Consider the following 26077-nt stretch of genomic DNA (forward strand, 5'->3'; position numbering starts at 1 on the left):
CTTGGCGGCATCGCCAGGGCAGCCGGCAAGGGCAGCCCCCGTCGTTTACAATGGCGCCACCATGTTCAATCCCTCCCGAGAAGAAGTCCGCCGGTTCTTCTGCGATGCCTGGCAGAAGCAGATTGCAGGCGGCGTGCTGACCCCGCTGGAAGCCATCGCCGTCGACTGGATCGGCGAGCACCCCGAGTACCACGAGCTGCTGCGCGACACCGAAGGCGCGCTGGCGCAGGACTACACCCCCGAGCAAGGCCAGACCAACCCCTTCCTGCATCTGGCGATGCACCTGTCGATTTCGGAGCAGGTCTCGGTCGACCAGCCGCGCGGCATCCGCCAGGCCTACGAGGCGCTGGCGCGCCGGCTCGATTCCCCGCACGAAGCCCAGCACCAGGTGATGGAATGCCTGGGCGAGATGCTGTGGCAGGCGCAGCGCACCGGCCAGCCCCCGGACGGCGACCACTACGTCGACTGCGTCAAGCGTCGCGCCAACCGCTGACGTTGCGCCGGTACGCGCAAAAAAGTGCAGCGTACAATTCCTCACAAGCCGTTGCAGGCGTGCGTGGTAGGCTTTGGGCTCCGAGTTTTCCCTAGTTGCGTTGCCATCACCTGGCAACGTCGCTCATCTTGATGCCCCGTACTGCCCTTTTCCCGCGGCGACGCCTGGCCCCGGCCAGCCGTGCCGTCGCCCCGCTCTGCCTGTCGCTGATGCTGGCCTGGCCGCTGGCCGGCCATGCCGGCGTGGCGCTGCTGCAGCCGCCGCGCGTGATCGACGCCAACCAGCCGCTGACCCTGACCCTGGTGGTGTCGGCCGACAACACCACACGCCGCTACCGTATTCCCGACACGCTCGAAGTGACCGCCTCCGGCGACCTGCAGGCGCCGGTACGGCTGGTGCTGTGGCGCGAAGTCTCGGGCCCGGCCGTGGTCAACCTGCGCCGCGGCGAGCATCGCGCCATCCGCTACACGGTGGCGCTGCCGCCGGTGCTGCGCGGCCAGGTGCGGCTGGATGCCACCGGCATCGACGCCGCGCCGGTGCTGGTCACGCTGAACCGGCTGCCGCAGCCGGGCGAGGCGGCCACGTCGACGCCGCCGGTGGCCAGCCAGGCGCCGGCCACAGTGGACAGCCCTGAATCCGCCGACAGCGCGCCCGTCCCGGTGACGGGCATCACCACGGCCGAGGCCGCGGCGCCCGCCCCGGCCGACCTGCGCGACAGCGCCCGGCTGTCGTTCCACGACCCGATGTATTTCATGGGCGGCGCGAACGGGGGCGCCAACGCCAAGTTCCAGTTCAGCTTCAAGTACCGCATCTTCGAGGGCGAGGACCCTGCCTCGAAGCGCCTGTTCGACAACCTCTATTTCAGCTACACCCAGTTCTCGCTGTGGGACTTGAACGACGACTCGGCACCGTTCCGCGACACCAACTACCGCCCCAGCCTGTTCTACTACCTGTCGGATACCGGCGTGCGCAACAACGTGATCAGCCGGCTGTCGCTGGCCACCGGCCTGGAGCATGAATCCAACGGCCGCGACGGCACGCAATCACGCAGCATCAATACGGTGTTCGTCAAGCCGACCTTCTATTTCGGCGACCAGAACGACTGGCACTGGCGTGTCGCGCCCAAGCTCTACGCCTACGTGGAAAAGGCCGATAACCCGGACATCGCCCACTACCGCGGCTTCATGGACCTGGGCATCGCCTACGGCCGTCCGGACTCATGGGAGTTCTCGGCGACGCTGCGCAAGGGCACGCGCAAGTGGTACGGCAGCGTCGACGCGCAGCTGACCTACCCGATGGCGCGGCTGATCCCCGGCACGGCCGGCTATTTGATGGCGGGATATTTCGTCGGCTATGGCGAGAGCCTGCTCGACTACAACCACAAGCTGCCGTGGCAGTTCCGCATCGGCTACGCGCTGACGCGCTGAAGCCGGTTCTGCGCTAGCCGGCCAGCGGCTTGCCGCTGGCCTTCAGGCGGGCATTGGCCACGGCCGCGGCAAACTGCCCGTGGCCGTGCCAGCCGGTGGCCCGGCCCAGCTTCTTGCCGTTCTGGAAGAACATGAATACCGGGATGCCGTGCAGGCCGAAGCGCCGCCCCAGCTCCGGGTGCGCATAGACGTTGGCGTGCAGCCAGTGCAGTTCCAGCGCGCGCACCGGCCCGGGATTGGCCAGCATGGCCTTCTTCGCCATTTCGCAGTTGAAGCAGTCCACGCCCCAGAAGAACACGCACACCAGCGCGTCGCCGGCGGCGGCGATGGCGCCGTCGATGGTGGCATCGTCGACCTCGCGCATGGCGAAGGCGTCAAAGGCGCGGTGGTCCAGATGCGGGGCCGCGGACGGGTCCGGCGCGCCGGCTTGCGGTTCGGTGCTCATGCTTCGCTCCTGATGCGGTTCGCTGCCAATGACGAACGCCCGGGCCGGCAGGCACCGGGCGTCGTGGCGCGACGGGCGACGGGCGCCGCCCGTCCGCGTGCCAGCGGCGACGGCTTACTTCGGCGCCGCCACCGTGACCAGCGCCGGGCGCAGCACGCGGTCGGCAATGGTGTAGCCGCGCTGGAGCACGGTCACCACGGTGTTGGGCTCCTGCTCCGCCGGCACCATCGAGATGGCCTGGTGGCGGTGCGGGTCGAACTTCTCGCCCACCGGGTTGAGTTCGACGATCTTGCCGCGCTCGAAGGCCGCGGCCAGCTGGCGCGCGGTCAGTTCCACGCCTTCGCGCAGCTTGGCGATATCGCCGGAGCCGTCGGCCAGTGCGGCCTGCAGGCTGTCCATGACCGGCAGCAGGTTGTCGGCAAAGTTCTCGATGGCGAACTTGTGCGCCTTGGCGACATCTTCCTGGGCCCGGCGGCGGATGTTCTCGCCTTCGGCAACGGCGCGCATGTACAGGTCGTAATGCTCGCTGGCCTTGGCTTCCAGCGCGGCCAGCTGGGCCGCCACGTCGTCCACGGCGGTCGCCGCGGTTTCCGGCGCGCCGGTCTCCGGGCTGGCGTTGGCTGCACTGGCCGCCGCATCGCCCGCAGGCGTCGCAGTCTGGTTGGATGGCGTCTGCTTCTGGTCTTCCATGTCGATCCGTATCAATGCAGTGTCGCGGCCCGCCGTGGGCTGGCCGCGGGTGGTAAATCGGCGTGTGTCCGATGCAGGTGGTGGCAGCTCGCCGCTTTTCAAGAGTGGCGCCGGCGCGACGCGGAAACACACGGTTACAAAGCCTGGCCTGCCGAAATCGACGCCTTATTGCTTTGCGTCATCGCGCTCACTAAGATTCTTAGTAAGAAAAATGACAAAAATGTCGAGGGCCAGGGGATGGTTCATTATTGTGCCGCTTCCGAAAGGTTGGCCATGCATAAGCTGCCAGTCGTGACGCTGTGCGTCGTGGCCGCATTGGCGGTCATGACCGTCTTTATCTGCCTGTCCGGCGCCTTCACCCCGCGCGATACCGAGTATGGCAGCGGCAAGGCGGTGTTCAAGCACTACATCGTCCCCTTCGTCAGCCAGGAAGGCTCGCAGGAATAAGCCCGGCTGGCCCGCTCATCTTGCTGTCCATGGCGCGGCGGCACCGGCAACGGTGCCGCCGCGCTGCCATGTCAGCCCTTGAAGTCGTCGATGCGGCGGCGGTCGCGCTTGGTCGGGCGCCCCTGGAGCTGGGCGGATGGCTCGGGCTGCAGGCGCCGGCGCTCGGCCTCGGCGGCGCGGCGCGACTGGCTCTCGGCACTTTCCTGGTACAGCGTCTGCGCCACCGGCGCCGGCCCGCGCGCCGCGGCGATGCCCTTCACTTCCAGCTCCCAGCGCTGCTGGTGTGCCTCCAGCGCAACCTTGTCTCCGGGCTTGACCTCGCGCGAGTTCTTGCACAGCTGGCCGTTGACCGTGACCTTGCCGCGCTCGACCGCTTCGGCCGCGAGCGAGCGCGTCTTGAAGAAACGCGCGCACCACAGCCATTTGTCGATGCGCTGGCGCGCATCCGCGTCGAAATCCACGTTCATGCCGCCGCTCCCCGCGCCTGCGCACGCGTGCGCCGCGCCTCCAGTTCATGCGGATGCGGCGTGGCGAGCGGCCAGCCCTGCAGGTGCTGCAGCGCGATCTCCGCCATCGCCGCGACCCACGGCGCGGCATCGTTCATGCACGGAATGAAATGGAAGTCCTTGCCGCCCGCGACCTTGAACTCAGTCTGGCCTTCCATGGCGATTTCTTCCAGCGTTTCAATGCAGTCCGCCGGGAAGCCCGGGCAGAACACGTCCACGCGCCCGGCGCCAACCTTGCCCAGCTCGGCCAGCGTCGGCGCCGTATAGGGCTGCAGCCACTCGGCCTTGCCGAAGCGCGACTGGAACGTCACCTGGTACTGCCCCGGCTGCAGGCCGAGCGCCTCGCCCAGCAGGCGCCCGGTCTTCAGGCACTCGCAGTGGTAGGGATCGCCCAGTTCCAGCGTGCGCCGCGGCACGCCGTGGAACGACAGGATCAGCTTGTCGCCCTGGCCGAAATCCGGCATGCCGTGCCGGCTCCAGTAGGCGCCGACCTGCTGCTGCAGCGCCGAGATATACGCGGGATGGTCATGGAAATGCTTGACCAGCCGCAGCTCCGGCTGGTTGCGCCACTGGCCCAGCACGCGGAACACCTCATCGAAGGCGGTGGCGGTGGTGGTGCCCGAGTATTGCGGATACATCGGCAGCACCAGCACCTGCTCGCAGCCCTGGCGGCGCAGCGCTTCCATCACCGAGGCGATCGAGGGGTTGCCGTAGCGCATCGCGCACGCCACCGTCACGTCGTGGCCGTTCTGGTGCAGCAGCCGCTGCAGCGCGTGCGCCTGGCGCTCGCTGTAGACCAGCAGCGGCGAGCCCGTCATATGGGCCTCGCGCAGCCAGATCGATTCGTACTTGAGCGCCGACGCGCGCGAGCGCAGCGGCAGGATCACGCCATACAGCAGCGGCAGCCACGCCGCGCGCGGGATTTCGACCACGCGCGGGTCGGACAGGAACTGCTTCAGGTAGCGCCCCACCGCCTTGGGCGTGGGGGCATCGGGCGTGCCCAGGTTGACCAGCAGGATCGCCGTGCGCGGCGCCTGGCCGTGCTGGTAGGCCGGTTCGGGAGAAAACGTCATGTCGCTTCCGGATTGGCGCGATGCCGGGATGGGGCGGGCGCGGCGCACCGGCGCCGGGCCCGCGCGGCGGGAATGGAGCCGCCGGCCGGACCGGGACGCCGGACCACTAGTTCTGGCTCAGCGCGCTCGACAGCAGCCGCGCGGTGATGTCGACGATCGGGATCACGCGCTCGTAGGCCATGCGCGTGGGGCCGATCACGCCCAGCGTGCCGACGATCTGCCCGTCGACCTCGTACGGCGCGGTGATGACCGCCATGTCTTCGATCGGCACCAGCCGGCTTTCGCCGCCGATAAAGATCTGCACGCCCTGCGCATGGCTGGACACGTCCAGCAGCTGCAGCAGGCTGGTCTTGTGCTCGAACACGTCGAACAGGCGCCGCAGCTTGTCCATGCTCGAGGCTAGGTCGTCGACTTCGAGCAGCTTGCGCTCGCCGCTGATATAGACGTGGTCGTCGTCCTCGTCCTCGGCGGTGCTGCCGGCCTCGACCGCGGCCTGCATCAACTGCGACATGTCGCGGCGCAGGTCCTGCAGCTCCAGCCGCAGGTGGTTGCGCACGGTGTCGAAGCTCATGCCGGCATAGTGTGAGTTGAAGAAATTGGCCGCCTCGATCAGCTGGGCCGGCGTGTAAGGGAGTTCGGTCTGGATGATGCGGTTCTGCACGTCGCCCTCGGGGCTGACGATGATCAGCAGGATGCGCTTGTCCGACAGCCGCATGAACTCGATCTGCCGGAACGCCTGCGCGCGGCGCGGCGTCATCACCACGCCGGCAAAGTGCGACAGGTTGGACAGCGTGCGCGCGGCCGCGGTGATCATGCGCTGCGGCCCCAGCTGCTGGCCGCCCAGCTGGTCCTGGATCTGCCCGGTCAGCTCGGCCAGGTCGGCGTTGCGCTCGAGCGGCTTGGCCGTCAGCATCGAGTCGACGAACAGCCGGTAGCCGCGCGGCGTCGGGATCCGGCCGGCCGACGTGTGCGGGCTGGAGATAAAACCCATTTCCTCGAGATCGGACATCACATTGCGGATCGTCGCCGGCGACAGGTCCAGCCCCGAGTACTTCGACAGGGTGCGGGAGCCGACCGGCTGGCCTTCGGCAATGTAGCGCTCGATCAGGGTCTTGAGCAGCGTTTTGGAGCGTTCATCCATGATGCCCCGATTTTACGCAAGTTTTGGACCTTCTGGCGGCCCGGCCGGATGGGCCGCCGGCGCCTGCTGACAACCGTCGCGGCGGTATGGTCTAATCCCGGCATGTCCGCCCCAGCCAAAGCCAGCGCCGTGCGCACTCCGTTCAAGACCGTCGCCCTGGTGGGCCGGTACTCCACCGCCGGCATCGAAGGGCCGCTGGAAGAGATCGCCTCCTACATCCTGCGCAACGGCCAGGATGTGGTGTTCGAGCGCGAGACCGCGCTGGCCACCGGGCTGACCGCCTACCCCGCCCTGTCCGCCGAGGAGATCGGCACGCAGGCCGACGTGGCGGTGGTGCTAGGCGGCGACGGCACGCTGCTGGGCCTCGCGCGCCAGCTTGCCGGCTATGACGTGCCGCTGATCGGCGTGAACCATGGGCGGCTCGGTTTCATGACCGATATTGCGCTGGAGGATGCGCACACCGTGCTGCCCGACATGCTCGACGGCCGCTACGAGTCCGAAACCCGGCTGCTGCTGGCCTCGCGCGTGGTGCGCGACGACATGGACATCTTCTCCGCGCTGGCGCTGAACGATGTGGTGGTGAACCGCTCCGGCATTTCCGGCATGGTCGAGCTGGCGGTTTCGGTCGACGGCCACTTCATGTACAACCAGCGTTCCGACGGCCTGATCGTGTCGACCGCCACCGGCTCGACCGCCTACGCGCTGTCGGCCGGAGGGCCGATCCTGCATCCCACGCTGTCGGGCGTGGTGCTGGTGCCGATCGCCCCGCACGCGCTGTCCAACCGGCCGATCGTGCTGCCGCACGACGCCGAGGTCACCATCGAGGTGGCCAGCGCGCGCGACGCCAGCGTCAACTTCGACATGCAGTCGCTGACCTCGCTGCTGCCGGGCGACCGCATCGTGGTGCGGCGCTCGCAGAAGACCATCAACCTGCTGCACCCGGTGGGCTACAACTACTACGCCACGCTGCGCAAGAAGCTGCACTGGCACGAATACCCGTCCGAAGACAACCGCCTCTGAGCGCCATCCAGCCGCCCCTCAGCCCGAGCCGACCGTTCATCGGACCGACCATCCTTCCCGCCACGATGCTGCGCAGCCTGTCCATCCGTGATTTCGTCATCGTCGACACCCTCGACCTCGACTTCGCCTCCGGCTTTACCGTGTTCACCGGCGAGACCGGCGCCGGCAAGTCGATACTGATCGACGCCCTGGCACTGGTGCTGGGCGAACGCGCCGATGCCGGCGTGGTGCGCGAAGGCGCGCCGCGCGCCAGCGTCAGCGCCACCTTCTCGACCCATGCCGCGCTCGATGCCTGGCTGGCCGAGCGCGAACTGAACAGCGAAGACGACGGCGGCGTGCCGACCGTGCTGCTGCGCCGTACCGTCGATGCCGGCGGCCGCAGCAAGGCCTTTATCAACGGCGCCGCCGCCACCCTGGCACAGCTGCGCGAAGTCGGTGACCAGCTGGTCGACATCCATGGCCAGCATGCGCACCAGCAACTGCTGCGCCCGGACGCGCAGCGGCTGCTGTTCGACGCCCACGCCGGGCTGACGCAGCAGGCCGCCGCGGTGGCCGAGGCCTGGCGCGCCTGGCGTGCCTGCGTGCGCCAGCGCGAAGCGGTCGAGCACCAGTCGCGCGAGATGCAGCTCGAGCGCGAGCGGCTCGAATGGCAAGTTGGGGAGCTGGACAAGCTCAACCCGCAGCCGGGCGAATGGGACGAGATCCAGTCCGAATACAACCGGCTCTCGCACGCCGCCGGCCTGATCGACGGCAGCCGCGCCGCGCTCGATGCGCTGTCCGAGGCCGACGGTTCGGTGCTGTCGGCGCTCAACGGCATCGTCCACCGGCTGCAGCAGCTGGCCGATGTCGATCCCGCGCTGCGCGACGTGCTGGCCGCGCTCGAGCCGGCGCAGCTGCAGGCCGAGGAAGCCGCGCACTCGCTGACGCGCTATGTCGACCGGCTCGAGCTCGACCCCGAGCGGCTGCAGGTGGTGGAAGAGCGCATGCAGGCGCTGCACGCCACCGCGCGCAAGTACCGCCTGCCGCCCGAGCAGTTGCCCGACGAGCTGATCGCGCGCCGCCAGCAGCTCGACGACCTGCAGGCCGCGCAGGACCTGAACAAGGTGATGGCGCGCGAGGCCGCGGCCAAGGCCGCCTACCTGACGCTGGCGCAGCACCTCAGCCAGGCCCGCAAGCAAGCGGCGCAGGCGCTGTCCGGCGCGGTCACCGACGCCATGCAGGGCCTGTCGATGGCGGGCGGCAGCTTTGTCGCCGCGCTCAATGCGCTCGACGAAGGCCAGAGCTACGGCCTCGAGCAGGTCGAGTTCCTGGTGGCGGGCCACGCCGGCGTCAGCGCGCGGCCGCTGGCCCGGGTGGCCTCCGGCGGCGAACTCGCGCGCATCAGCCTGGCGATCTCGGTGATCACCAGCGAAGCCTCGCCCACGCCCACGCTGATCTTCGACGAAGTCGACACCGGCATCGGCGGCGCGGTGGCCGAAGTGGTCGGCCGGCGCCTGCAGGAACTGGGCCGCGCGCGCCAGGTGCTGTGCGTGACCCACCTGCCGCAGGTAGCGGCGCAGGCCGGCACCCACCTGCTGGTGAGCAAGGAAACCACCGCCGAAGCCGAGGCATCGGTCACGCGTTCGCGCATCCGCGTGCTCGACCCTGCCGGGCGCGTGGTCGAGACCGCGCGCATGCTGGGCGGCGCCACCGTCACCAACACCACGCTGCAACATGCGCAGGAGATGCTGGCGCAGGGCATGGCCGACAGCGGCGCCGGCCAGCCCGCGCGCGCGGGCAAGGACGGCAAGCGCGCCCGCCGCGCCGCCGCCGGCTAAGGCTAAGGCTCGCGCCACTTGCGCGGCCGGCCTTGCGTGGCATCGCGCCAATTTATCAATCGACAGGAGCTTCCCCATGACCCGCCCAGCGCCGCCCACCGGCCACCGCCCGCGCGCCTCGCTGCGCGCGGTGCTGGCCATTGCCACCGCCGCCTCGGCCGCCCTGCTGGCGCTGTCCGCCTGCCAGGCCCAGCCCAAGGCCTCGGCGCCGCCGCCGGGCAGCATCAGCGATGACCGTGCGCTCGGCGACATCATGGTCCGCTTCAAGCCGCCCGCGGTGGACCTGTCCGAAGACGCCGGCAAGCTGCTGGCCGAAATCAAGGGTCCGATCCGCTATGTGGTCAAGCGGCCGATGTCGGGCGGGGTCTGGCTGGTCACGGCGATCTCGCCGTCGGCCGACGCTACCCTCGACCAGGCCGTCGACACGCTGCGCGCCACGCCGCGCATCGAGACCGCCGAACCCGACCGGCTGCTCAAGCCCAGCCGCAATATTCCAACCAGCCGCGACATGCCACCGCGCTGAGGCTGGAAATCTGTACGGAATGCCGCACTAACGAACGGGGACAAGACCAAAAACCACCCTTGCACAACCCGGCTGGATCGTATTCGCTACATAACATGCCCGCGCGCCGGCCCGGCCCGAGCGCGCCACGCCCCAGGGAGGAGAAATCCATGCCGCAATCCGCGCTGTCCGTGTTCCGCCGCAACTTCGCGGCCCGCCGCTGGCGGGCCATCACCCTGGCCGCCGCCGCTGCCTGCGGCGCGGTCCCGACCGGCACGGCACTCGCAGCCGGCGCGCAGTCCGCATCCGCCTATACCGGCCACATCATCGTGCGCTGGCGCGACGGCACCACCGCGGTCGACGGCAACGGTGCCGCCAGGTCGCCGGCTGCCGCCGAGGCCCTCAAGCAACTGAGCGAACGCACCGGCATCGCCGTCTCGGCACGCCGGGCCATGGGTGGCAACCTGCAGTTAGTGCAGATCCCCGACAGCTTCGCCGCCGACCCCGAAGCGGCGGCGGCGCGCCTGCGCCAGGATCCGCGCGTGGCCGACGCCGTGCCCGACCGCTGGCTGCGGCTGCACGACACCCTGCCCGACGATCCCGAGTTCCAGGTCAGCCAGCCGTACCTGAAGGGCACCGGCACCGCCGTCGGCGGCGCCAACCTGCCGCGCGCGTGGGACCGCACGCGCGGCAGCAACGGCATGGTGGTGGCGGTGGTGGACACCGGCATCCTGCGCCACCCCGACCTGGAGGGACGGCTGCTGTCCGGCTTCGACTTCATCAGCACCACCACGGTCTCCAATGACGGCGACGGCCGCGACGGCGACCCGACCGATGCCGGCGACAACCTGCCGGCCGGCTTCACCTGCCCGGGCAGCAGCACGCCCACGCCCGAACCGACCAACAACAGCTGGCATGGCACGCGCGTGGCCGGCGTGCTGGGGGCGCTGACCAACAACGCGCGCGATATCGCCGGCGTCGACTGGAATGCCCGCATCCTGCCGGTGCGGGTCTCGGGACGCTGCGGCGCGCTGCTGTCCGACACCGTCGACGGCATGCGCTGGGCCGGCGGCCTGCCGGTGCCGAACGTGCCGGACAACCCTAACCCGGCGCGCGTGGTCAATATCAGCCTGGGCGGCGGCACCTGCAGCAGCATCGAGCAGCAGGCGGTCAACGACCTGAACGCGCGCGGCGTGGTGGTGGTGGCCGCGGCCGGCAACAACCGCGGCGCGGTCGAGGCGCCGGCCGACTGCAGCGGCGTGATCGCGGTCACCGCGCACGCCAACGACGGCGAGAACGCCAGCTATGCCAACGTCGGCGCGCAGGTGGCGATCAGTGCGCCGGGCGGCGGCTGCGGCAACTCGCAGGTGGTCGACGGCCGCTGCACGGTCACGCCATCGGTGATCCGCACCCTCAGCAACGACGGCAAGACCTCCCTCGGCAACTACGTGGTGACGTCGTCCGCCGGCACCAGCTTTGCCACACCGATGGTATCGGGCGTGGTAGCCATGATGTTCACGCTCAACGGCTCGCTGACGCCGGCGCAGGTCACCGCCGCGCTGAAGAATTCAGCGCGCCCGCATCCGTCCGGCACGTTTTGCACCACCAATCCGGGTGTGTGCGGCGCAGGCCTGCTCGATGCCGACGGCGCGCTGCTGGCCGCGCTGGGGATGCCGCCGGTGCAGGCTGCGCCGGCACCGGCGGCGGAGGGCGGCGGTGGCGGCGGCGCGGTACCGCTGTGGAGCGCGCTGCTGCTTGCGGTGGCAGGCCTGCTCAGCTTCGCGCTGCGGCGCCGGGGCTGGTAGCAGCGCCAACGCTGACGGGCGCTCAGGCGGCGGCGCCGTTGCTGCGCGCCGGCCGCCGCGCCAGCCACCACTCCTGCAAGACCCAGCACAGCAGGCCGGCCACCGCGCCGGCCGCATGCGCCACGCGCACCACGCCGAAGCCCCACGCCGGATCGAATACCACCGGCGCCAGCCATGACTGTTCCACCCAGATCTTGGCCAGCACGCCCAGGCACAGCAGCACGCCCGTGGCGCGCGCCAGTCCCGGCGCGCGCAACAGCCCCAGCGCGCCCCATACGGCCAGCCCGTGCAGGGCGCCCGAGAGCCCGCCGTACCAGGCAATCGCCGGCAACCGCAGCAGCGCCAGCTGCACCGCGATGCCGCAAGCCACCAGCACCAGCAGCAGGCTGCGCACCCGCGCCACGCGCGCGCAGATCGCCAGCACGCCGGTGGCGGCGAGCATGTCGGCCAGCCAGTGATGGCCGTCCAGGTGCACCCACATCGCCGTGGCCAGGCGCCACCACTGCCCGTCCACCCGCACCGCATCGCGCAGGTACAGACCGTGAGCGTGCCACCACGGCAGGAAGGTGAACGCCGCCGACAGCGCCCACACCAGCGCCACCGCTGCCAGCAGGCCCGGCCACGATGCGCCGGCCGGCGCCGGCGCGCCGGAGGCGTCAGTCCTCACCGAACACGGCCCGCCACAGCGTGCGCACCGGCGCGGTATGCGCGGCCATCGATGCCGGCGCCACGCGCGCATGGGCCTGGCCATCGAGCCGCAGCTGGTGCTGGCGCGCGCGGAACAGCCGGTAGGCGTCGCCCACCGCCAGCGCCAGCGTGGCATCGATCAGGCCCAGTTCGCCGGCCTCGCGCAGCAGCGCGATATTGCCGGCGTTGCGCGTCAGCTGCGGATGGGCGCGGCTGTGCAGCAGCACCAGGTACTGCACCGTGAATTCGATATCGACCATGCCGCCGCGGTCGTGCTTCAGGTCGAACAGCTCGGTGGGATTAGGATGGCCTTCGGCCACCTTGCGCCGCATCTGCGCGATTTCGCCGCGCAGCGCCGCGGCGTCGCGCTGCTGGCACAGCACCTCGTCGCGCAGCGCCTCGAAGCGCGCGCCGATGGCGGCATCGCCGGCGCAGAAGCGCGCGCGCGTCAGCGCCTGGTGCTCCCACACCCAGGCGGTGTTGTCGCCCTCGCGCAGCTGGTAGCGGCGGAACGCATCGAAGCTGGTCACCAGCAGCCCGGCCGCGCCATTGGGCCGCAGCCGCGTGTCGACGTCGAACAGCGCGCCGGCCGCGGTATGGCTGGTGAGCCAGGTGATCAGGCGGCGCGCATAGGCGGCATAGACCTCGGGCGCGCGCTCGTGCTCGTCGTCGTACAGGAAGATGATGTCCAGGTCCGAGGCATAGCCCAGCTCCTTGCCCCCCAGCCGGCCGTACGCGATCACCGCGAAGCGCGGCACCTCGCGGTGGCGCGTGGCCAGCTGGCGCCACACCGTTTCCAGCGTCGCGTCGAGCATGGCATCGGCCAGGTCGGACAGGCGGTCGGCCACCTGCTCGACCGTCAGCATGCCCTGCAGGTCCTGCAGCAGCACGCGGAAGGTCTCGGCATGGTGCTCGCGGCGCAGGATGTCCATCTGCTGCTCGACCTGCCCCTCCGCGGCCAGCAGCCGTTCATGCAGGCGCTTGCGGAACGCGGCCCAGTCGGGCGCACCGGCCAGCGCGTCGCTGTCGAGCAGCTCGTCGAGCAGTTGCGGATGGCGCGTCAGGTAGGCCGCGGCCCAGCGCGAGGCATGCAGCGTCTGCGCGACGCGGTCCATCGCCTGCGGGTATTCGGACAGCAGCGACAGGTAGGAGGCGCGCCGGCTGATCGCCTCGAGGAAGTCGATAAAGCGCCCGATGGTGCTGTCGGGATCGTCCTGGCGCGCGGCCAGGTCGAGCGCGCGGTTGACCAGCTGGTCGAAGCGCGCGCGGCTGGCTTCGGACAGCGCGCGATAGCGCAGCGACGCGGCGATCGCGCGCAGCCGGTCCAGCAGCGCATTGCAGTCGGTAAAGCCGGCCGCCTGCAGCCGCTGGCACGGCACCGCGCTGTCGCCTTCAGCGTGCGACGGGTCGTGGGCGTTGTCCTGCGCGCGCGCGGCGCTGTCGTGGATGACGATGTCCGGCCACAGCGCCTCGCACGGGCCGGCATCCGGGTCGGAGAAGGTGGCTTCGAACTGCTGCGCGACCGGCTCCTGCAGCGCGGCCAGCCGCGCCAGCAAGGTCGGCCAGTCGGCGCAGCCCATCATCTGCGCCACGGCGTGCTGCTCGTCCGGTGACGTCGGCAGGTGGTGGGTCTGGGCATCGTCGCGGTATTGCAGCCGGTGTTCGAGCTGGCGCAGGAAGCGGTAGGCATCGCCCAGCTGTTCGGCCTGGCCGGCGGGCAGCAGGCCGCGCCCGACCGCCACCGCCAGCACCTCCAGCGTCGGCCGGATGCGCAGCGCGGGGTCCTGGCCGCCGCGAATCAGCTGGAACACCTGCGCCATGAACTCGATCTCGCGGATGCCGCCGCGGCCCAGCTTGATATTGAACGAGCGCTGGTTGACCCCATGCCCGGGCAGGCCGCCGCTGCGCTTGGCGGCCTCGCTGCGGATCTGCGCATGCAGCGAGCGGATCGCCGCGATCACGCCGTAGTCGAGGTAGCGCCGGAACACGAACGGCGAGGTCAGGCGCGCCAGCAGGCCGGCGGTGCGCTGCGCATGGGGCGAGTCCAGCGCCGACACCACGCGGCCCTTGATCCAGGCATAGCGCTCCCACTCGCGGCCCTGCACCACCAGGTATTCCTCCAGCATGCCCAGGCTGCAGGCCAGCGGGCCGGCATCGCCATTGGGACGCAGCCGCATGTCGACGCGGAACACATAGCCGTCGGCGGTCACCTCGGCGAGCAGGTTGATCAGCCGGCGGCCCAGGCGGATGAAGTACTCGTGGTTGGACAGGGTGCGCGGGCCGCCCTGGGTCTCGCCGTCCTCGTCGTAGAGAAAGATCAGGTCGATGTCGGACGAGACATTGAGCTCGCGTCCGCCCAGCTTGCCCATGCCCACCACCACCAGCTCCTGCACCTCGCCGCTGTGGGCGCCGACCGGGCGGCCGAAGGTCGCGGCAAGGTCGTCGCCCAGCACCGCCAGGCCGTGCTGGATCGCCAGTTCGGCCAGGTCGGTCATGGCGCCGGTGACCTCGCCCAGCGTTGCCAGGCCGCGCAGGTCGCGCTCGATCACCGCGCACATGACCTCGGCGCGCAGCCTGCGCAGACTCCGCTTGGCGGCGTCCTCGGCGTCGGCCGAGGGCTCGTGCAGCGCCTGCAGCCGCGCTTCCATCCAGGCGCGCGTGAGCGGCTGCGCCACCGCGGCGGCGAGGATCTCGGGCAGGTCCGGGCGGGCCTGCAGCACGCGCCGCGCGTAGTGCGAGTACGCGGCCGAGTACAATACGTCGCCGCCTGCCCCGGGGCGTTCGCCGTCCGGCTGCAGCGTCTGCGCCGCGGTGACGGCAAAGGCGCCGGCGGCCATGGTGCCGGGGCCCTGCCCCGGTGCGACGGAGGCCGCATGGGCGGGTTCCGGTGTGGCGCTCGCGCCATGTTGGTCAGCAGCGTCGCCAGCGGCGGAACTCGTCGGGTCAGAGGCAGTCATTCCAGTATTTGAAATGCGAGCAAAGGTGCGAAAGGTGCGGCCAGGGGTACCCCGCTGCTGCGCCCTCGCGCCGCGGACGCGCCATCGCCCCCGCGGTGCGCGCAGCTCGCGCATACTTGTTTCAGCAGGCCGGGCACCAGATTGGAGAGCGGCTAGTATTGTCGGATAATCTGCGCATGTCCAGCCGCGCCCCACAACCCGCTGACGGTTCTCCCCCCAATGGCGGCGCGGGCGGGCACGAGGCCGCCACCACGCTGCCTGCTTCGTCTCCCGCTTCCCTTGGTATCGACGCCCCCGGCGCCTCGCGCCGGGCCTCGGCATGGTCGCGCGCCCGCGCGCTGGCCCGCGCCGGTGCCCGCGCCGCCGCGGCAGCCGTGCGCCATCCGTTCTGGCGCGGCCTGGGGCGCGCGCTGGTGCGCCTGGCGCTGGGGCTGGCGGTGCTGGCGCTGGCGGCCGGCCTGCTGATCCGCTTCGTGCTGTGGCCGCAGGCCTCCGCCGCGCGCGAGTGGCTGGAACAGCGCGGCTCGCAGGCGTTGTCGGCGCAAGTCAGGATCGGTTCGCTCGATACCTATTGGGACGGCTGGCATCCCGCCTTCCGCGCCCGCGGCCTGAGCGCGGTGGACGCCCAGCAGCGCGCGCTGCTGTCGGCCGCCACGCTCGACGGCAAGCTGGCGTGGCGGTCGCTGGTCAGCATGAACCTGCAGTTCGTCAGCCTGAGCGCCAGCGGCACCGACATCCTGGTGCGCCGCACCCCCGAGGGCCGGCTGCTGGTCGCCGGCATGGTGGTCGACGCCACCGGCGGCCAGCCGGACGACGACCGCTTCCTCGGCTGGCTGATGTCGCAGGGGCGCGTGGCGCTGTCCGACGGCAAGCTGCGCTGGCTCGACGAAAAGGCGCGCCTGCCCCGGCTCGACATCGGCGAGATCCGCCTCGACACCCGCCGCGACGGCGCGCGCCATACCTTCCACCTGGAAGCGCGCTCGCCGGCACTGGGCCCGCGCCCGCTCGAGGTGCGCTCCAGCTTCCGCGACGACTACCTGCACAGCGCCGGCAACTGGCGCCACTGGACCGGCCAGGCCAGCTGGGACCTGGGCCAGCTGCAGCTACCGGTGCTGCAGCGCTACCTGGCGATGTTCGAGCGCGTCGCCAGCGGCACCTTCAGCACCGACGGCAGCATCGAATTCCGCCAGGGGCGCATCGTGCGCAGCCAGACCCGGCTGCGCGCCAGCGGCGTCGACCTGCAGCTGGCCGGCGCCGCCGCGCCGCTGCGGCTGGCCAATGCGCAGGCCCTGCTGCTGCACCGGACCGAGCGCGACGGCAGCAACCTGCTGACCGTCGACACGCTGCTGTGGCAGCCGCCGCAGCCCCAGCAGCCGGCGGTGCCCGACCACAGCAACGCGCCCGCGGTGGCCGACGGCAGCTGGCGCGAAGGCATGCGCAAGGTCGCCATCGGCTGGGCCCGGGCCAAGGACGGCAGCCTCAGCAAGTTCTCGCTGAAGGCGCCCTCGCTGGACCTGAACACGGTGCGCGCGCTGGCCACCTCGATGCCGATCGACACCGCGGTGCTGCGCCGGCTGCGCGCGCTGCAGCCGGCCGGCCACCTCGACAACCTCAACGTCAGCTGGAGCCGCGCGCGCGCCGGCATGCTCGAGCGCGGCGGCGGCAAGCCGCACTACAGCATCCAGGGCACGCTGCGCGAGGTCTCGGTCAACGGCCAGCCCGCGGTGCCGGCGCTGGATGCCGCCGGCCATCCGCGCCTGGGCACGCCGGGCTTCTCGCGTTTGTCCGGCACCTTCTCGCTCGACGACCAGCAGGGCAGCGCGCGCTTCGAGGGCAACGACGCGGCGCTGGTGCTGCCGGGGCTGTTCGAAGACCCGCGCCTGGCCTTCGACCAGATCGGCGGCGACGTGCGCTGGCAGCACCGCGACGGCAAGCTCGCGGTGACGCTGGAGAGCGTGCGCTTTGCCAATGCCGACGCCGCCGGCTCGGTGCGCGGCAGCTGGCGCGAAGGCGGCGATGGCGTCTCGGGCATCGCCGACCTGGCCGGCGAGATGAGCCGCGCCAACGTGGCGCGCGTGCCGCGCTACCTGCCGCTGAGCATTCCGGCCGGCACCCGCCACTACCTGTCCGGCGCGCTCACCGGCGGCGAGGCCACCGGGGTCAGCTTCGTGCTGCGCGGCGATCTGGCGCACTTCCCGTTCCAGGCGCCGCACGAGAAGGCCGGCGAATTCCGCGTCGAGGTGCCGATCGAACGCGTCAGCTACCAGATCGCCCCCCATGCCGTCCCGCACGAGCCGTCCCACGGCAGCGCGGGCGGCGCTTCGTCATGGCCGGCGTTCACCGACATCGCCGGGCGCGTGGTGTTCGACCGCGGCGGCATGACCTTCCTGGCGCGCCGCGCCACGGTGCAGGACATTGCCGGCGTCACGCTGCAGGATGTCAGCGGCCGCATCGACGACCTGAGCCCGCGCGGCAAGCTCGCCATCGACGGCAGCGCCACCGGGCCGGTGCAAGGCTTCGTGCGCTACATCAACGCCTCGCCGGTGCGCGAATGGACCGGGCACGTGGCCGACGCGGCCAAGGCCAGCGGCAATGGCGAGTTGAAGCTCAAGCTGGAGATGCCGCTGGAGCACGCCGACGCGGCCAGGGTCGACGGCCGCTTCCGCTTCCCCGGCAACGATGTCGTGCTCGGCCCGCAGATGCCGCCGCTGGGCAATGCCAGCGGCGTCATCACCTTCAACGAGCATGGCTTCGGGCTGGAGAACCTGCGCGCACGCTTTCTGGGCGGCGAATTGCGCCTCGCCGGCGGCACCCAGCCGGACGGCACCACGCGCGTCAGCGCGAGCGGCCAGGCCTCGGCCGCCGGGCTGCGCGAAGCCGCCGCGGGCACGGCGCTGGCGCCGCTGGCGGCGCGGCTGGAAGGCGCCACCGGCTACAGCGCGGTGATCGGCGTGCGCGAACGGCAGTTGCAGGTGCAGCTGAATTCCGAGCTCAACGGCATGGCGCTGCAGCTGCCGGCACCGCTGGCCAAGGCCGCCGTGCCCGCGCTGCCGCTGCGCGTGGAACTGCGCCCGACGGCGCATGCGCCCAATGCCACCCGCGCCAGCACCGACGAACTGGCGCTGCAGCTGGGCAATGTGCTCAACGCCCGCTACCTGCTGCGCCGCGATAGCGGCAATAGCGGTAACAGTGGCAGCGGCTTCGAAGTGCTGGCGGGCGGCATCGGCGTGCAGCAGGCGGCGCCGCCGCCGGCGGCTGGCGTCAGCGCCGCGGCCACCTTCGACCAGCTCGATATCGATGCCTGGCGTGCGGCCTTCGCCGGCGGCCCTGGCAACAGCGGCAGCACTGCTAGCGCGGGTGCCGACGAGCCGCCCTCGCCGTTCCTGCCGAACCGCATCGCGCTGCGCGCGCGCACGCTGCACGGCATGGGCCGCACGCTGGACGAGGTCGCGCTCGATGCCAGCCGCGAAGCCGACGGCTGGAACGCCAGGGTCGACTCGCGCCAGATCGCCGGCGCGGCGCAATGGCGCCCGGGCGCGACGCCTGCCGCCGGTTCGCTGCGGCTGCGCCTGGCGCGCCTGAACGTGCCCGATGCCAACGACGAGCACAACGTGGTCGATGCCCTGGCCAGCAGCATCGACACCTTGCCCGCGATCGATCTGGTCGCCGACCAGTTCATGCTGCGCGGCCACGACTTCGGCAAGCTCGAGGTCAAGGCGCATACGGAAACCAGCGCAGGCGGCACCGATCCGGTCTGGACCCTGGACAAGCTGCAGATCGAACAGCCCGGCGCGACCCTGACCGGCAACGGCAGCTGGCGCGTGCCGCGCCGCCTGCGCGCCGACGCCAGCGCCGAGCGCCGCACGCTGCTGTCCTTTGCCATCGACGTGCGCGATGCCGGCGCCACGCTGGACCGGCTGGGGCTGCCGCACACGCTCAGCGACGGCAAGGGCAAGCTCGAGGGCCGCGTGGCGTGGCGCGGCTCGCCGCTGTCGATCGACTACCCGACGCTGACCGGCAAGCTGTCGCTGGACCTGGAAAACGGCCAGATCCTCAGCGTCGAGCCGGGCGCGGCGCGCCTGCTGGGCGTGCTCAGCCTGCAGGGCCTGCTGCGCTTCGCCACGCTGGACTTCCGCACGCTCTCGGGGCGCGGGCTGCTGTTCGACCGCATCACCGGCAGCGGCACCATCGAGAACGGCGTCGGCACGATCCAGGACTTCCAGCTGCGCAGCCCGCAGATCATCGCCAGCATGAGCGGCACCGCCAACCTGCTGCGCGAGACCCAGGACCTGCATGTGGCGGTGGTGCCGCGCATCAATGCCACCACCACCTCGATCGCGGCGGCCTTCATCAACCCGGCGCTGGGCATCGGCACGCTCGCCGCGCAACTGCTGTTCGCCGACGAGTTCTCCAAGATGTTCACCCAGCACTACCGGATCTCGGGCAGCTGGGCCAACCCACAGGTCGGCAAAGTGGAGGACAATAAGGCGCAAGGCCCGACCTTCCAGGACCGCGCGGACCCGGCCTTCCCGCGCTAGAAGAAGATGCCGCCCCCATGATCCCAGCCACCCCAGCCAGCCCTGCCCCGTTCCGCGTTGCCGCGGTCCAGACCGTGACCGGCACCTCGCTTGACGCCAACCTGGCGCGCGCCGAGGCGCGCATCGCCGAGGCCGCCGCCGGCGGCGCCGAGCTGGTGCTGCTGCCCGAATACTTCTGCATCATGGGCCGCGCCGAATCCGACAAGGTCGCCGTGCGCGAGCACGACGGCGACGGCCCGGTGCAGCAGTTCCTGGCCGAGACCGCGCGCCGCCATGGCATCTGGCTGGTCGGCGGCACGCTGCCGATGTGGTGCGACGACCCGCAGCGCGTGTACAACACCTCGCTCGCCTTCAACCCGCGCGGCGAGCGCGTCGCGCGCTACGACAAGATCCACCTGTTCGGTTTCACCCGCGGCACCGAAAGCTATGACGAATCCCGCACCATCCTGGCCGGGCGCACGCCGGTGAGCTTCGACGCCCCGTGCGGCCGGGTTGCGATGTCGGTGTGCTACGACCTGCGCTTTCCGGAGCTGTACCGCGGCCTGGCCGCCGACGGCGGCACCAGCCTGATCCTGATGCCGGCCGCCTTCACCTACACCACCGGGCAGGCCCACTGGGAAATCCTGCTGCGCGCCCGCGCCATCGAGAACCAGTGCTATGTGCTGGCGGCGGCGCAGGGCGGCAAGCACGAGAACGGCCGGCGCACCTGGGGCCATTCGATGCTGGTCGACCCGTGGGGCGAAGTGCTGGCGATGCTGCCCGAAGGCGAAGGCGTGGTCGGCGGCGTGATCGACCCGGCGCGGCTGGAGGAAGTCCGGCAGAACCTGCCGGCATTGCGGCACCGGGTGCTGTAGCATGTACGCAAGCGCGGGGGCCGTTGGCGCCCTCGCCCACAGGATTGTTTGCCGCGCCGGCCAGCCCGCGCGGCACAAGGAAAAAAAGGACCTCTCATGAACGCCGGCGATCTCGGAATCCGCAACCTGGCCACCGCGCAGCAACTGCTGCTGGCACCGTACGGCCTGGACGAAGCCAGGCTCCAGCGCGTGCTGGCCGATATCTTCACGCACAAGGTCGACTATGCCGACCTCTACTTCCAGTACACCCGCAACGAGGCCTGGAGCCTGGAAGAAGGCATCGTCAAGTCGGGCAGCTTCAGCATCGACCAGGGCGTGGGCGTGCGCGCGGTCTCCGGCGACCGCACCGCCTTCGCCTACTCGGATGAAATCAGCCTGCCCGCGCTGTCGCAGGCGGCAGCCGCCACCCGCACCATCGGCAAGGTCGGCAGCGGCCGCGTCAAGGTCGCCGGCGAGCTGGCCACGCACGCCGGGCGCAACCTGTACGCGCCCAACGACCCGCTCGACTCCATGAGCGCGGCGGAAAAGGTCGCGCTGCTGGAGCGCATCGAACGCATGGCGCGCGCCAAGGATCCGCGCGTGGTCCAGGTCATGGCAGGCCTGGCCGGCGAGTATGACGTGGTGCTGGTGGCGCGCAGCGACGGCGTGATCGCCGCCGACGTGCGCCCGCTGGTGCGGGTCTCGGTCACGGTGATCGCCGAACAGGGCGGGCGCCGCGAGATCGGCTCGTCCGGCGGCGGCGGCCGCTATGCCTACGGCTATTTCACCGACGACCTGCTGCAGCAATACGTGGACGAAGCGGTGTCGTCGGCCCTGGTCAACCTGGATGCGCGCCCGGCCCCGGCCGGCGCCATGACGGTGGTGCTGGGCCCGGGCTGGCCGGGCGTGCTGCTGCACGAGGCGGTCGGCCACGGGCTCGAAGGCGACTTCAACCGCAAGGGCTCGTCGGCGTTCGCCGGCCGCATGGGCGAACGCGTCGCGGCCAGGGGCGTGACCGTGGTCGACGACGGCACGCTGGCCAACCGCCGCGGCTCGCTCAACCTCGACGATGAAGGCAACCCGACCCAGTGCACCACGCTGATCGAGGACGGCATCCTGCGCGGCTACATCCAGGACACGCTCAACGCGCGCCTGATGAAGATGCCGGTCACCGGCAACGCCCGCCGCGAAAGCTACGCCGCGCTGCCGATGCCGCGCATGACCAACACCTACATGCTCAACGGCGACAAGGACCCGCGGGAGATCATCGCCAGCGTCAAGAAGGGCCTGTATGCGGTCAATTTCGGCGGCGGCCAGGTCGACATCACCAACGGCAAGTTCGTGTTCTCGGCCAGCGAGGCCTACATGATCGAGGACGGCAAGATCACCTACCCGGTCAAGGGCGCAACGCTGGTCGGCAACGGCCCCGAATCGCTCAAGGACGTGACCATGATCGGCAACGACATGCGGCTGGATTCCGGCGTCGGCGTGTGCGGCAAGGAAGGCCAGAGCGTACCGGTGGGCGTGGGCCAGCCGACGCTGCGCATCGAGAATATGACGGTGGGCGGGACGGCCTGAGCAAGGTGTTCTCCCTCTCCCCTCATGTGTATAGACCGGGGACATAGGTAACAGGTGTGCCAGGACATGGGTAACACTTTTCCCGCTTAGTCAGCGGGAGGACAACGTTGCCCTGGAGCCAAAACACCGTGAAGCAGCAAAGAGAAGAGTTCGTCCGCCTGGCACGCCAGGCGGACGCCAATATTGCGGAGCTTTGCCGCCGCTTCTGCATCAGTCGCAAGACCGGTTACAAGTGGTTGAACCGAGAGGATCTGGACGACCGAACTCGGCGGCCACATAGCTCTCCCGGCCGAACTCCAGCTGCCGTCGAAGAGGGCGTGCTAGCGATCCGAGCCGAACATTCGGCCTGGGGCGCCCGCAAGATCGCACGCGTACTGGAGCGTGACCACTGCGTCCAAATCGCCCCGAGCACAGTCAATTGGGTGCTGCGCCGCCATGGCTTGATCGATCCGGCCGCCAGCTCGGCCGCTACAGCCTGGCAGCGCTTCGAGCACGACCGGCCCAATGCACTATGGCAAATTGACTTTAAAGGCCACTTCGCTACCGACACGCAGCGGTGCCACCCACTCACGGTCTTGGACGATCACTCCCGGTTCAATGTGCTGCTCAGGGCCTTGGGCAACGAACAGTTTGAATCCGTACAGGAAGCGTTAGAGAAGGCTTTTGCGCGCTATGGGCTGCCCGAGCGCATCAATGCAGACAACGGCCCGCCCTGGGGTTCTCCAGTGCCCCGTGCACTTACCACGTTGGGTGCTTGGCTGATCCGCCTGGGGGTGCGGCTCAGTCATAGCCGACCTCGCCATCCGCAGACCAACGGTAAGGACGAGCGCTTCCATCGAACCATGCAGGCAGAGCTGTTGGCCAACCAGCGCTTCCGGGATCTGGACGATGCGCAGCATCACTTCAGCCATTGGCGCCACGTGTACAACTTCAAGCGCCCACACCACGCCCTGGATATGGAGACACCCGCAAGCCGCTATGCGCCTAGTCCACGGACGATGCCGCGCGAGCTCCCGCCTATCGAGTACGGCAGCGATGACATCGTGCGAAAGGTAGGCGACGGCGGGCGCATCTGCTTCCGAGGAAAGACGTTCCGGGTCGGACGAGCCTTGGTCGGAACGCCCGTAGCGCTGCGCCCTCGCGTGGATTTGGACGGCACCTTTGATGTCTACTTCTGCCATCAGAAGGTGGCCACAATAGACCTACAGGAGGCCAATTAAACTGGAGACTGGACTGTTACCCATGTCCTGGCACATGTGTTACCCATGTCCCCGGTCCATACACTCATGGGGAGAGGGCCGGGGTGAGGGGTGGTTTAGCTAGGAACCAAGAAGCAAGGCCAACGGTTTTTTCCAACATAGCGGCTTCGGCCAACGCCCGCCCTCACCCCAACCCTCTCCCGCAAGCGGGAGAGGGAGCACCCAGGCCGCAAGCATTAAGGCCGCAGTTCACGGCCACCCCCATCACGGCCGCACCTCATACACCAGATTGAACGGCGTCTGCGCCGCCCGCCGGAAGCCGCCGAAGCCCGCCTGCTCCGCGACCGCGCGCAGGCGCGCCTCGCCCGCCTGCGCGCCCAGGCACAGGCCGACTTCCTGCGACCGCGACGCCGGCGTGCAGATGAAGGTCGACGCGGAATAAAACACCCGCCCCACCGGGTTCAGGTTCTGTTCCAGCGCATCGTTGGCAAACGGTTCGACGATCATCCAGGCGCCGTCGGCGCGCAGGGTCTCGCGCACGTGGCGCGCCGCGCCCACGGGATCGCCCATATCGTGCAGGCAGTCAAACACCGCCACCAGGTCATAGTCCTTGCCGCCGTAGTCCTTGGCGCTGGCCACCTCGAAGCGCACGCGTTCGGCCACGCCGGCGCGGCGCGCGGCCTCGGCCGCATGGCGCACCGAAGGCTCGTGGTAGTCGAAGCCGACAAAGCGCGACGCCGGAAACGCCTGCGCCATGATGATGGTCGAGGCGCCATGGCCGCAGCCGACATCGGCCACCATCGCCCCGGCCCTGAGCCGCGCAGCCATGCCGTCCAGCGCGGGAATCCATTCCGACACCAGGTGCGCCGCATAGCCGGGCCGGAAGAAGCGCTCGGTGCCGTGGAACAGCGCCGGGTCGTGTTCGTGCCAGCCCAGCCCGCGGCCGTTGCGGAAGATGTCGATCATCTTCGGAATCGCGCGGAACTGCGCCACCGCAATCTGGAATGCGCCCGGGATAAAGGCCGGGCTGCCTTCCTGCGCCAGCGCGTAGGCCTGTTCCTCGTTCAAGCTGAATTGCGCCGAAGCCGCGTCGTAGTCGACGTAGCCGCTGGCCGCCTGCGCCGACAGCCATTCGCGCAGGTAGCGCTCGTCGGTATGGGTCTTGGCCGCCAGCATGGCGACGGTCATCGGCTTTTCCGCCAGCGCCTTGTACAGGCCGAGTTCATCGCCGACGACCACGGTCGCGGCATGCATCACCGCGCCGATATCGCCGACGAATTTTTCCATGAAGGCATTCAGCCTCGCTTCATCGACGCTCATGATGCACCTCCCCGTGCGCACTGCTCCCCGCTTTCAATATAGGCACGGCCGATGCCGGGAAAAGCCCGAAAGCGGCCCGTGAATACAGGCTGGCGAGGCCGAACCCGGAACCAACCGGAGTTGGTGCGCCAGCGCACGGCATGGCTGCGGCGACACTTGCCAACCCTGGCAAAAGGCGCTATAAAGATGCTTCGTCGCGCGGCCAGCAGCCAATGCGCAACGAACAACACCGAAGCGGCGCGCAATTTCCTGCCTTTCTGCCACGCAGTGCAGCATAAATCCGGCGCCCGCGAAGAAAATCGTTTCAAGCTGACCCAAGCCAACGCCTTTTCCCGCCATGTCCGCTAAGTTTTACTTTTACTTTTTTGGCGATCTCACACCGCTGGCGGATAGGGAGGGATGGCTGTAAGCAGCGCCCCGAATACAAAAAAAACCGCCAGCGACCCTGGCGGTTTTTTTATACCCCTTTGTTTTCCCACACCCTCACGACCTCACAAGAATCCTGGAGCCATCATGCTGAAGAACACCGACGACCTGCGCATCCGCGAACTCAAGGAGCTGCTGCCGCCCGCGCACCTGATCCGCGAGTTCGGCTGCTCCGAACAGGCTTCGGACGTGATCTACGGCGCGCGCCAGGCCATGCACCGCATCCTGCACGGCATGGATGACCGGCTCATCGTCATCATCGGCCCGTGCTCGATCCACGATACCCGCGCCGCGCTCGAATACGCCAAGCTGCTCAAGGTGCAGCGCGAGCGCTTCGCCGGCGAGCTCGAGGTGGTGATGCGGGTGTACTTCGAGAAGCCGCGCACCACGGTGGGCTGGAAGGGGCTGATCAACGATCCGCACATGGACGGCAGCTTCAAGATCAACGACGGCCTGCGCACCGCGCGCGAGCTGCTGCTGACCATCAGCGAAATGGGCGTGCCCACCGGCACCGAATACCTCGACATGATCAGCCCGCAGTACATCGCCGACCTGGTCAGCTGGGGCGCGATCGGCGCGCGCACCACCGAGTCGCAGGTGCACCGCGAGCTGGCGTCGGGACTGTCGTGCCCGGTGGGCTTCAAGAACGGCACCGACGGCAACGTCAAGATCGCGGTCGACGCGATCAAGGCCGCGTCGCAGCCGCACCACTTCCTGTCGGTGACCAAGGGCGGGCATTCGGCGATCGTGTCGACCTCGGGCAACGAGGACTGCCACGTGATCCTGCGCGGCGGCAAGGCGCCCAACTACGATGCCGCCAGCGTGCAGGAAGCGTGCGACGCCATCGCCAAGGCCGGCCTGGCCTCGCGCCTGATGATCGACGCCTCGCACGCCAACAGCAGCAAGAAGCACGAGAACCAGATCCCGGTGTGCGCCGAGATCGGCCGCCAGATTGCCGCCGGCGACCAGCGCATCATCGGCGTGATGGTCGAATCGCACCTGGTCGCCGGCCGTCAGGACCACGTCCAGGGCCAGCCGGTCGAGGAACTGACCTACGGGCAGTCGGTGACCGATGCCTGCATCGGCTGGGACGACTCGGTCAAGGTGCTCGAAGGGCTGGCCGAGTCGGTGCGCCAGCGCCGCTTGGTGTCGGGCAGCGGCAACTGAAGCGGT

21 protein-coding genes are annotated in these 26077 nt (G+C 69.7%); 13 read left to right on the forward strand and 8 right to left on the reverse strand.

Going from position 1 to position 26077, the window contains the following annotated elements; translation table 11 throughout:
* The first annotated feature begins 61 nt into the window (after window positions 1-61).
* Both LIN44_RS12500 and LIN44_RS12505 read left to right on the forward strand, forming a co-directional pair.
* Entirely contained in the window at window positions 62-493 is a 432-nt protein-coding gene (locus tag LIN44_RS12500) for a DUF1841 family protein (RefSeq protein WP_227312346.1), read from the forward strand.
* Between the two features lie 131 nt (window positions 494-624).
* Complete coding sequence (locus LIN44_RS12505) at window positions 625-1920, forward strand: phospholipase A (RefSeq protein WP_227312347.1); 1296 nt, start codon at window positions 625-627, stop codon at window positions 1918-1920.
* 13 nt (window positions 1921-1933) lie between these two features.
* On the opposite strand, the gene LIN44_RS12510 is transcribed toward LIN44_RS12505, so the two are convergent.
* Both LIN44_RS12510 and grpE read right to left on the reverse strand, forming a co-directional pair.
* Window positions 1934-2365, reverse strand: coding sequence for a thioredoxin family protein (locus tag LIN44_RS12510; protein ID WP_116312359.1), 432 nt, complete (start codon window positions 2363-2365; stop codon window positions 1934-1936).
* A gap of 114 nt (window positions 2366-2479) precedes the next feature.
* On the reverse strand, window positions 2480-3055 hold the full coding sequence (gene grpE, locus LIN44_RS12515; RefSeq protein WP_227312348.1) for a nucleotide exchange factor GrpE: 576 nt from the start codon (window positions 3053-3055) through the stop codon (window positions 2480-2482).
* Between the two features lie 273 nt (window positions 3056-3328).
* On the opposite strand from grpE, the gene LIN44_RS12520 reads away from it, so the two are divergent.
* Window positions 3329-3502, forward strand: coding sequence for a hypothetical protein (locus LIN44_RS12520; protein WP_227312349.1), 174 nt, complete (start codon window positions 3329-3331; stop codon window positions 3500-3502).
* Window positions 3503-3573: 71 nt separating this feature from the next.
* Here the strand turns inward: LIN44_RS12520 and LIN44_RS12525 are convergent, their stop codons facing one another.
* The 3 genes from LIN44_RS12525 to hrcA all read right to left on the reverse strand — a co-directional run bounded on the left by LIN44_RS12525 (window position 3574) and on the right by hrcA (window position 6222).
* Window positions 3574-3969 carry an RNA-binding S4 domain-containing protein gene (locus LIN44_RS12525; protein WP_227312350.1) on the reverse strand — a complete coding sequence of 132 codons (396 nt, stop codon included), beginning with the start codon at window positions 3967-3969 and terminating at the stop codon, window positions 3574-3576.
* Entirely contained in the window at window positions 3966-5081 is a 1116-nt protein-coding gene (gene hemH, locus LIN44_RS12530; RefSeq protein ID WP_227312351.1) for a ferrochelatase, read from the reverse strand. Before hemH ends, LIN44_RS12525 begins: the two co-directional genes overlap by 4 nt.
* Window positions 5082-5187: 106 nt before the next feature.
* Window positions 5188-6222, reverse strand: a complete 1035-nt coding sequence (gene hrcA / locus LIN44_RS12535) for a heat-inducible transcriptional repressor HrcA (RefSeq protein WP_227312352.1) — start codon at window positions 6220-6222, stop codon at window positions 5188-5190.
* A gap of 102 nt (window positions 6223-6324) precedes the next feature.
* On the opposite strand from hrcA, the gene LIN44_RS12540 reads away from it, so the two are divergent.
* The 4 genes from LIN44_RS12540 to mprA all read left to right on the forward strand — a co-directional run bounded on the left by LIN44_RS12540 (window position 6325) and on the right by mprA (window position 11366).
* Entirely contained in the window at window positions 6325-7242 is a 918-nt protein-coding gene (locus tag LIN44_RS12540) for an NAD kinase (protein ID WP_227312353.1), read from the forward strand.
* Between the two features lie 65 nt (window positions 7243-7307).
* Window positions 7308-9059: a DNA repair protein RecN gene (recN, locus tag LIN44_RS12545; protein WP_227312354.1), complete on the forward strand. Its 1752-nt coding sequence runs from the start codon at window positions 7308-7310 to the stop codon at window positions 9057-9059.
* 76 nt (window positions 9060-9135) lie between these two features.
* Window positions 9136-9582, forward strand: a complete 447-nt coding sequence (locus LIN44_RS12550) for a hypothetical protein (protein WP_112775335.1) — start codon at window positions 9136-9138, stop codon at window positions 9580-9582.
* Window positions 9583-9731: 149 nt separating this feature from the next.
* Window positions 9732-11366, forward strand: a complete 1635-nt coding sequence (mprA, locus tag LIN44_RS12555) for an MprA protease, GlyGly-CTERM protein-sorting domain-containing form (RefSeq protein WP_227312355.1) — start codon at window positions 9732-9734, stop codon at window positions 11364-11366.
* A 22-nt stretch (window positions 11367-11388) separates the two neighbouring features.
* On the opposite strand, the gene rrtA is transcribed toward mprA, so the two are convergent.
* Window positions 11389-12033, reverse strand: a complete 645-nt coding sequence (gene rrtA / locus LIN44_RS12560; protein ID WP_227312356.1) for a rhombosortase — start codon at window positions 12031-12033, stop codon at window positions 11389-11391.
* Entirely contained in the window at window positions 12023-15010 is a 2988-nt protein-coding gene (glnE, locus tag LIN44_RS12565) for a bifunctional [glutamate--ammonia ligase]-adenylyl-L-tyrosine phosphorylase/[glutamate--ammonia-ligase] adenylyltransferase (protein ID WP_227312357.1), read from the reverse strand. The genes rrtA and glnE overlap by 11 nt, the downstream gene beginning before the upstream one ends.
* 176 nt (window positions 15011-15186) lie before the next feature.
* Between glnE and LIN44_RS12570 the strand changes: the two genes are divergently transcribed.
* From LIN44_RS12570 to LIN44_RS12585, 4 genes are all read left to right on the forward strand, one after another.
* Window positions 15187-19548 (forward strand): YhdP family protein, encoded by a 4362-nt coding sequence (locus tag LIN44_RS12570; protein WP_227312358.1) that lies wholly within the window; start codon window positions 15187-15189, stop codon window positions 19546-19548.
* Between the two features lie 17 nt (window positions 19549-19565).
* Entirely contained in the window at window positions 19566-20402 is an 837-nt protein-coding gene (locus LIN44_RS12575; protein WP_227312359.1) for a carbon-nitrogen hydrolase family protein, read from the forward strand.
* 96 nt (window positions 20403-20498) lie between these two features.
* Complete coding sequence (gene tldD, locus LIN44_RS12580) at window positions 20499-21959, forward strand: metalloprotease TldD (protein ID WP_227312360.1); 1461 nt, start codon at window positions 20499-20501, stop codon at window positions 21957-21959.
* 107 nt (window positions 21960-22066) lie between these two features.
* Entirely contained in the window at window positions 22067-23179 is a 1113-nt protein-coding gene (locus tag LIN44_RS12585; protein ID WP_227312018.1) for an IS481 family transposase, read from the forward strand.
* A gap of 243 nt (window positions 23180-23422) precedes the next feature.
* On the opposite strand, the gene LIN44_RS12590 is transcribed toward LIN44_RS12585, so the two are convergent.
* Entirely contained in the window at window positions 23423-24478 is a 1056-nt protein-coding gene (locus LIN44_RS12590) for a trans-aconitate 2-methyltransferase (RefSeq protein WP_227312361.1), read from the reverse strand.
* Window positions 24479-24664: 186 nt separating this feature from the next.
* Between LIN44_RS12590 and LIN44_RS12595 the strand changes: the two genes are divergently transcribed.
* The gene (locus tag LIN44_RS12595; RefSeq protein ID WP_227312362.1) at window positions 24665-24826 is read left to right on the forward strand and encodes a hypothetical protein; all 162 of its coding nucleotides are present in this window, start codon (window positions 24665-24667) and stop codon (window positions 24824-24826) included.
* Between the two features lie 165 nt (window positions 24827-24991).
* Entirely contained in the window at window positions 24992-26071 is a 1080-nt protein-coding gene (gene aroG, locus LIN44_RS12600) for a 3-deoxy-7-phosphoheptulonate synthase AroG (protein WP_062797899.1), read from the forward strand.
* Window positions 26072-26077 lie beyond the last annotated feature (6 nt).

Source organism: Cupriavidus sp. MP-37 (assembly GCF_020618415.1).
In the GTDB taxonomy this organism is placed as follows: domain Bacteria; phylum Pseudomonadota; class Gammaproteobacteria; order Burkholderiales; family Burkholderiaceae; genus Cupriavidus.

Coding starts and splice junctions, on each gene's coding strand:
- recN (WP_227312354.1), top strand. CDS start 7,308: ATGCTGCGCAGCCTGTCCATCCGTGATTTCGTCATCGTCGACACCCTC.
- glnE (WP_227312357.1), bottom strand. CDS start 15,010: ATGACTGCCTCTGACCCGACGAGTTCCGCCGCTGGCGACGCTGCTGAC.
- hemH (WP_227312351.1), bottom strand. CDS start 5,081: ATGACGTTTTCTCCCGAACCGGCCTACCAGCACGGCCAGGCGCCGCGC.
- mprA (WP_227312355.1), top strand. CDS start 9,732: ATGCCGCAATCCGCGCTGTCCGTGTTCCGCCGCAACTTCGCGGCCCGC.
- LIN44_RS12525 (WP_227312350.1), bottom strand. CDS start 3,969: ATGAACGTGGATTTCGACGCGGATGCGCGCCAGCGCATCGACAAATGG.
- hrcA (WP_227312352.1), bottom strand. CDS start 6,222: ATGGATGAACGCTCCAAAACGCTGCTCAAGACCCTGATCGAGCGCTAC.
- grpE (WP_227312348.1), bottom strand. CDS start 3,055: ATGGAAGACCAGAAGCAGACGCCATCCAACCAGACTGCGACGCCTGCG.
- LIN44_RS12570 (WP_227312358.1), top strand. CDS start 15,187: ATGTCCAGCCGCGCCCCACAACCCGCTGACGGTTCTCCCCCCAATGGC.
- LIN44_RS12595 (WP_227312362.1), top strand. CDS start 24,665: ATGCTTCGTCGCGCGGCCAGCAGCCAATGCGCAACGAACAACACCGAA.
- LIN44_RS12505 (WP_227312347.1), top strand. CDS start 625: ATGCCCCGTACTGCCCTTTTCCCGCGGCGACGCCTGGCCCCGGCCAGC.
- LIN44_RS12540 (WP_227312353.1), top strand. CDS start 6,325: ATGTCCGCCCCAGCCAAAGCCAGCGCCGTGCGCACTCCGTTCAAGACC.
- LIN44_RS12575 (WP_227312359.1), top strand. CDS start 19,566: ATGATCCCAGCCACCCCAGCCAGCCCTGCCCCGTTCCGCGTTGCCGCG.
- LIN44_RS12520 (WP_227312349.1), top strand. CDS start 3,329: ATGCATAAGCTGCCAGTCGTGACGCTGTGCGTCGTGGCCGCATTGGCG.
- LIN44_RS12550 (WP_112775335.1), top strand. CDS start 9,136: ATGACCCGCCCAGCGCCGCCCACCGGCCACCGCCCGCGCGCCTCGCTG.
- LIN44_RS12510 (WP_116312359.1), bottom strand. CDS start 2,365: ATGAGCACCGAACCGCAAGCCGGCGCGCCGGACCCGTCCGCGGCCCCG.
- tldD (WP_227312360.1), top strand. CDS start 20,499: ATGAACGCCGGCGATCTCGGAATCCGCAACCTGGCCACCGCGCAGCAA.
- LIN44_RS12590 (WP_227312361.1), bottom strand. CDS start 24,478: ATGAGCGTCGATGAAGCGAGGCTGAATGCCTTCATGGAAAAATTCGTC.
- LIN44_RS12500 (WP_227312346.1), top strand. CDS start 62: ATGTTCAATCCCTCCCGAGAAGAAGTCCGCCGGTTCTTCTGCGATGCC.
- aroG (WP_062797899.1), top strand. CDS start 24,992: ATGCTGAAGAACACCGACGACCTGCGCATCCGCGAACTCAAGGAGCTG.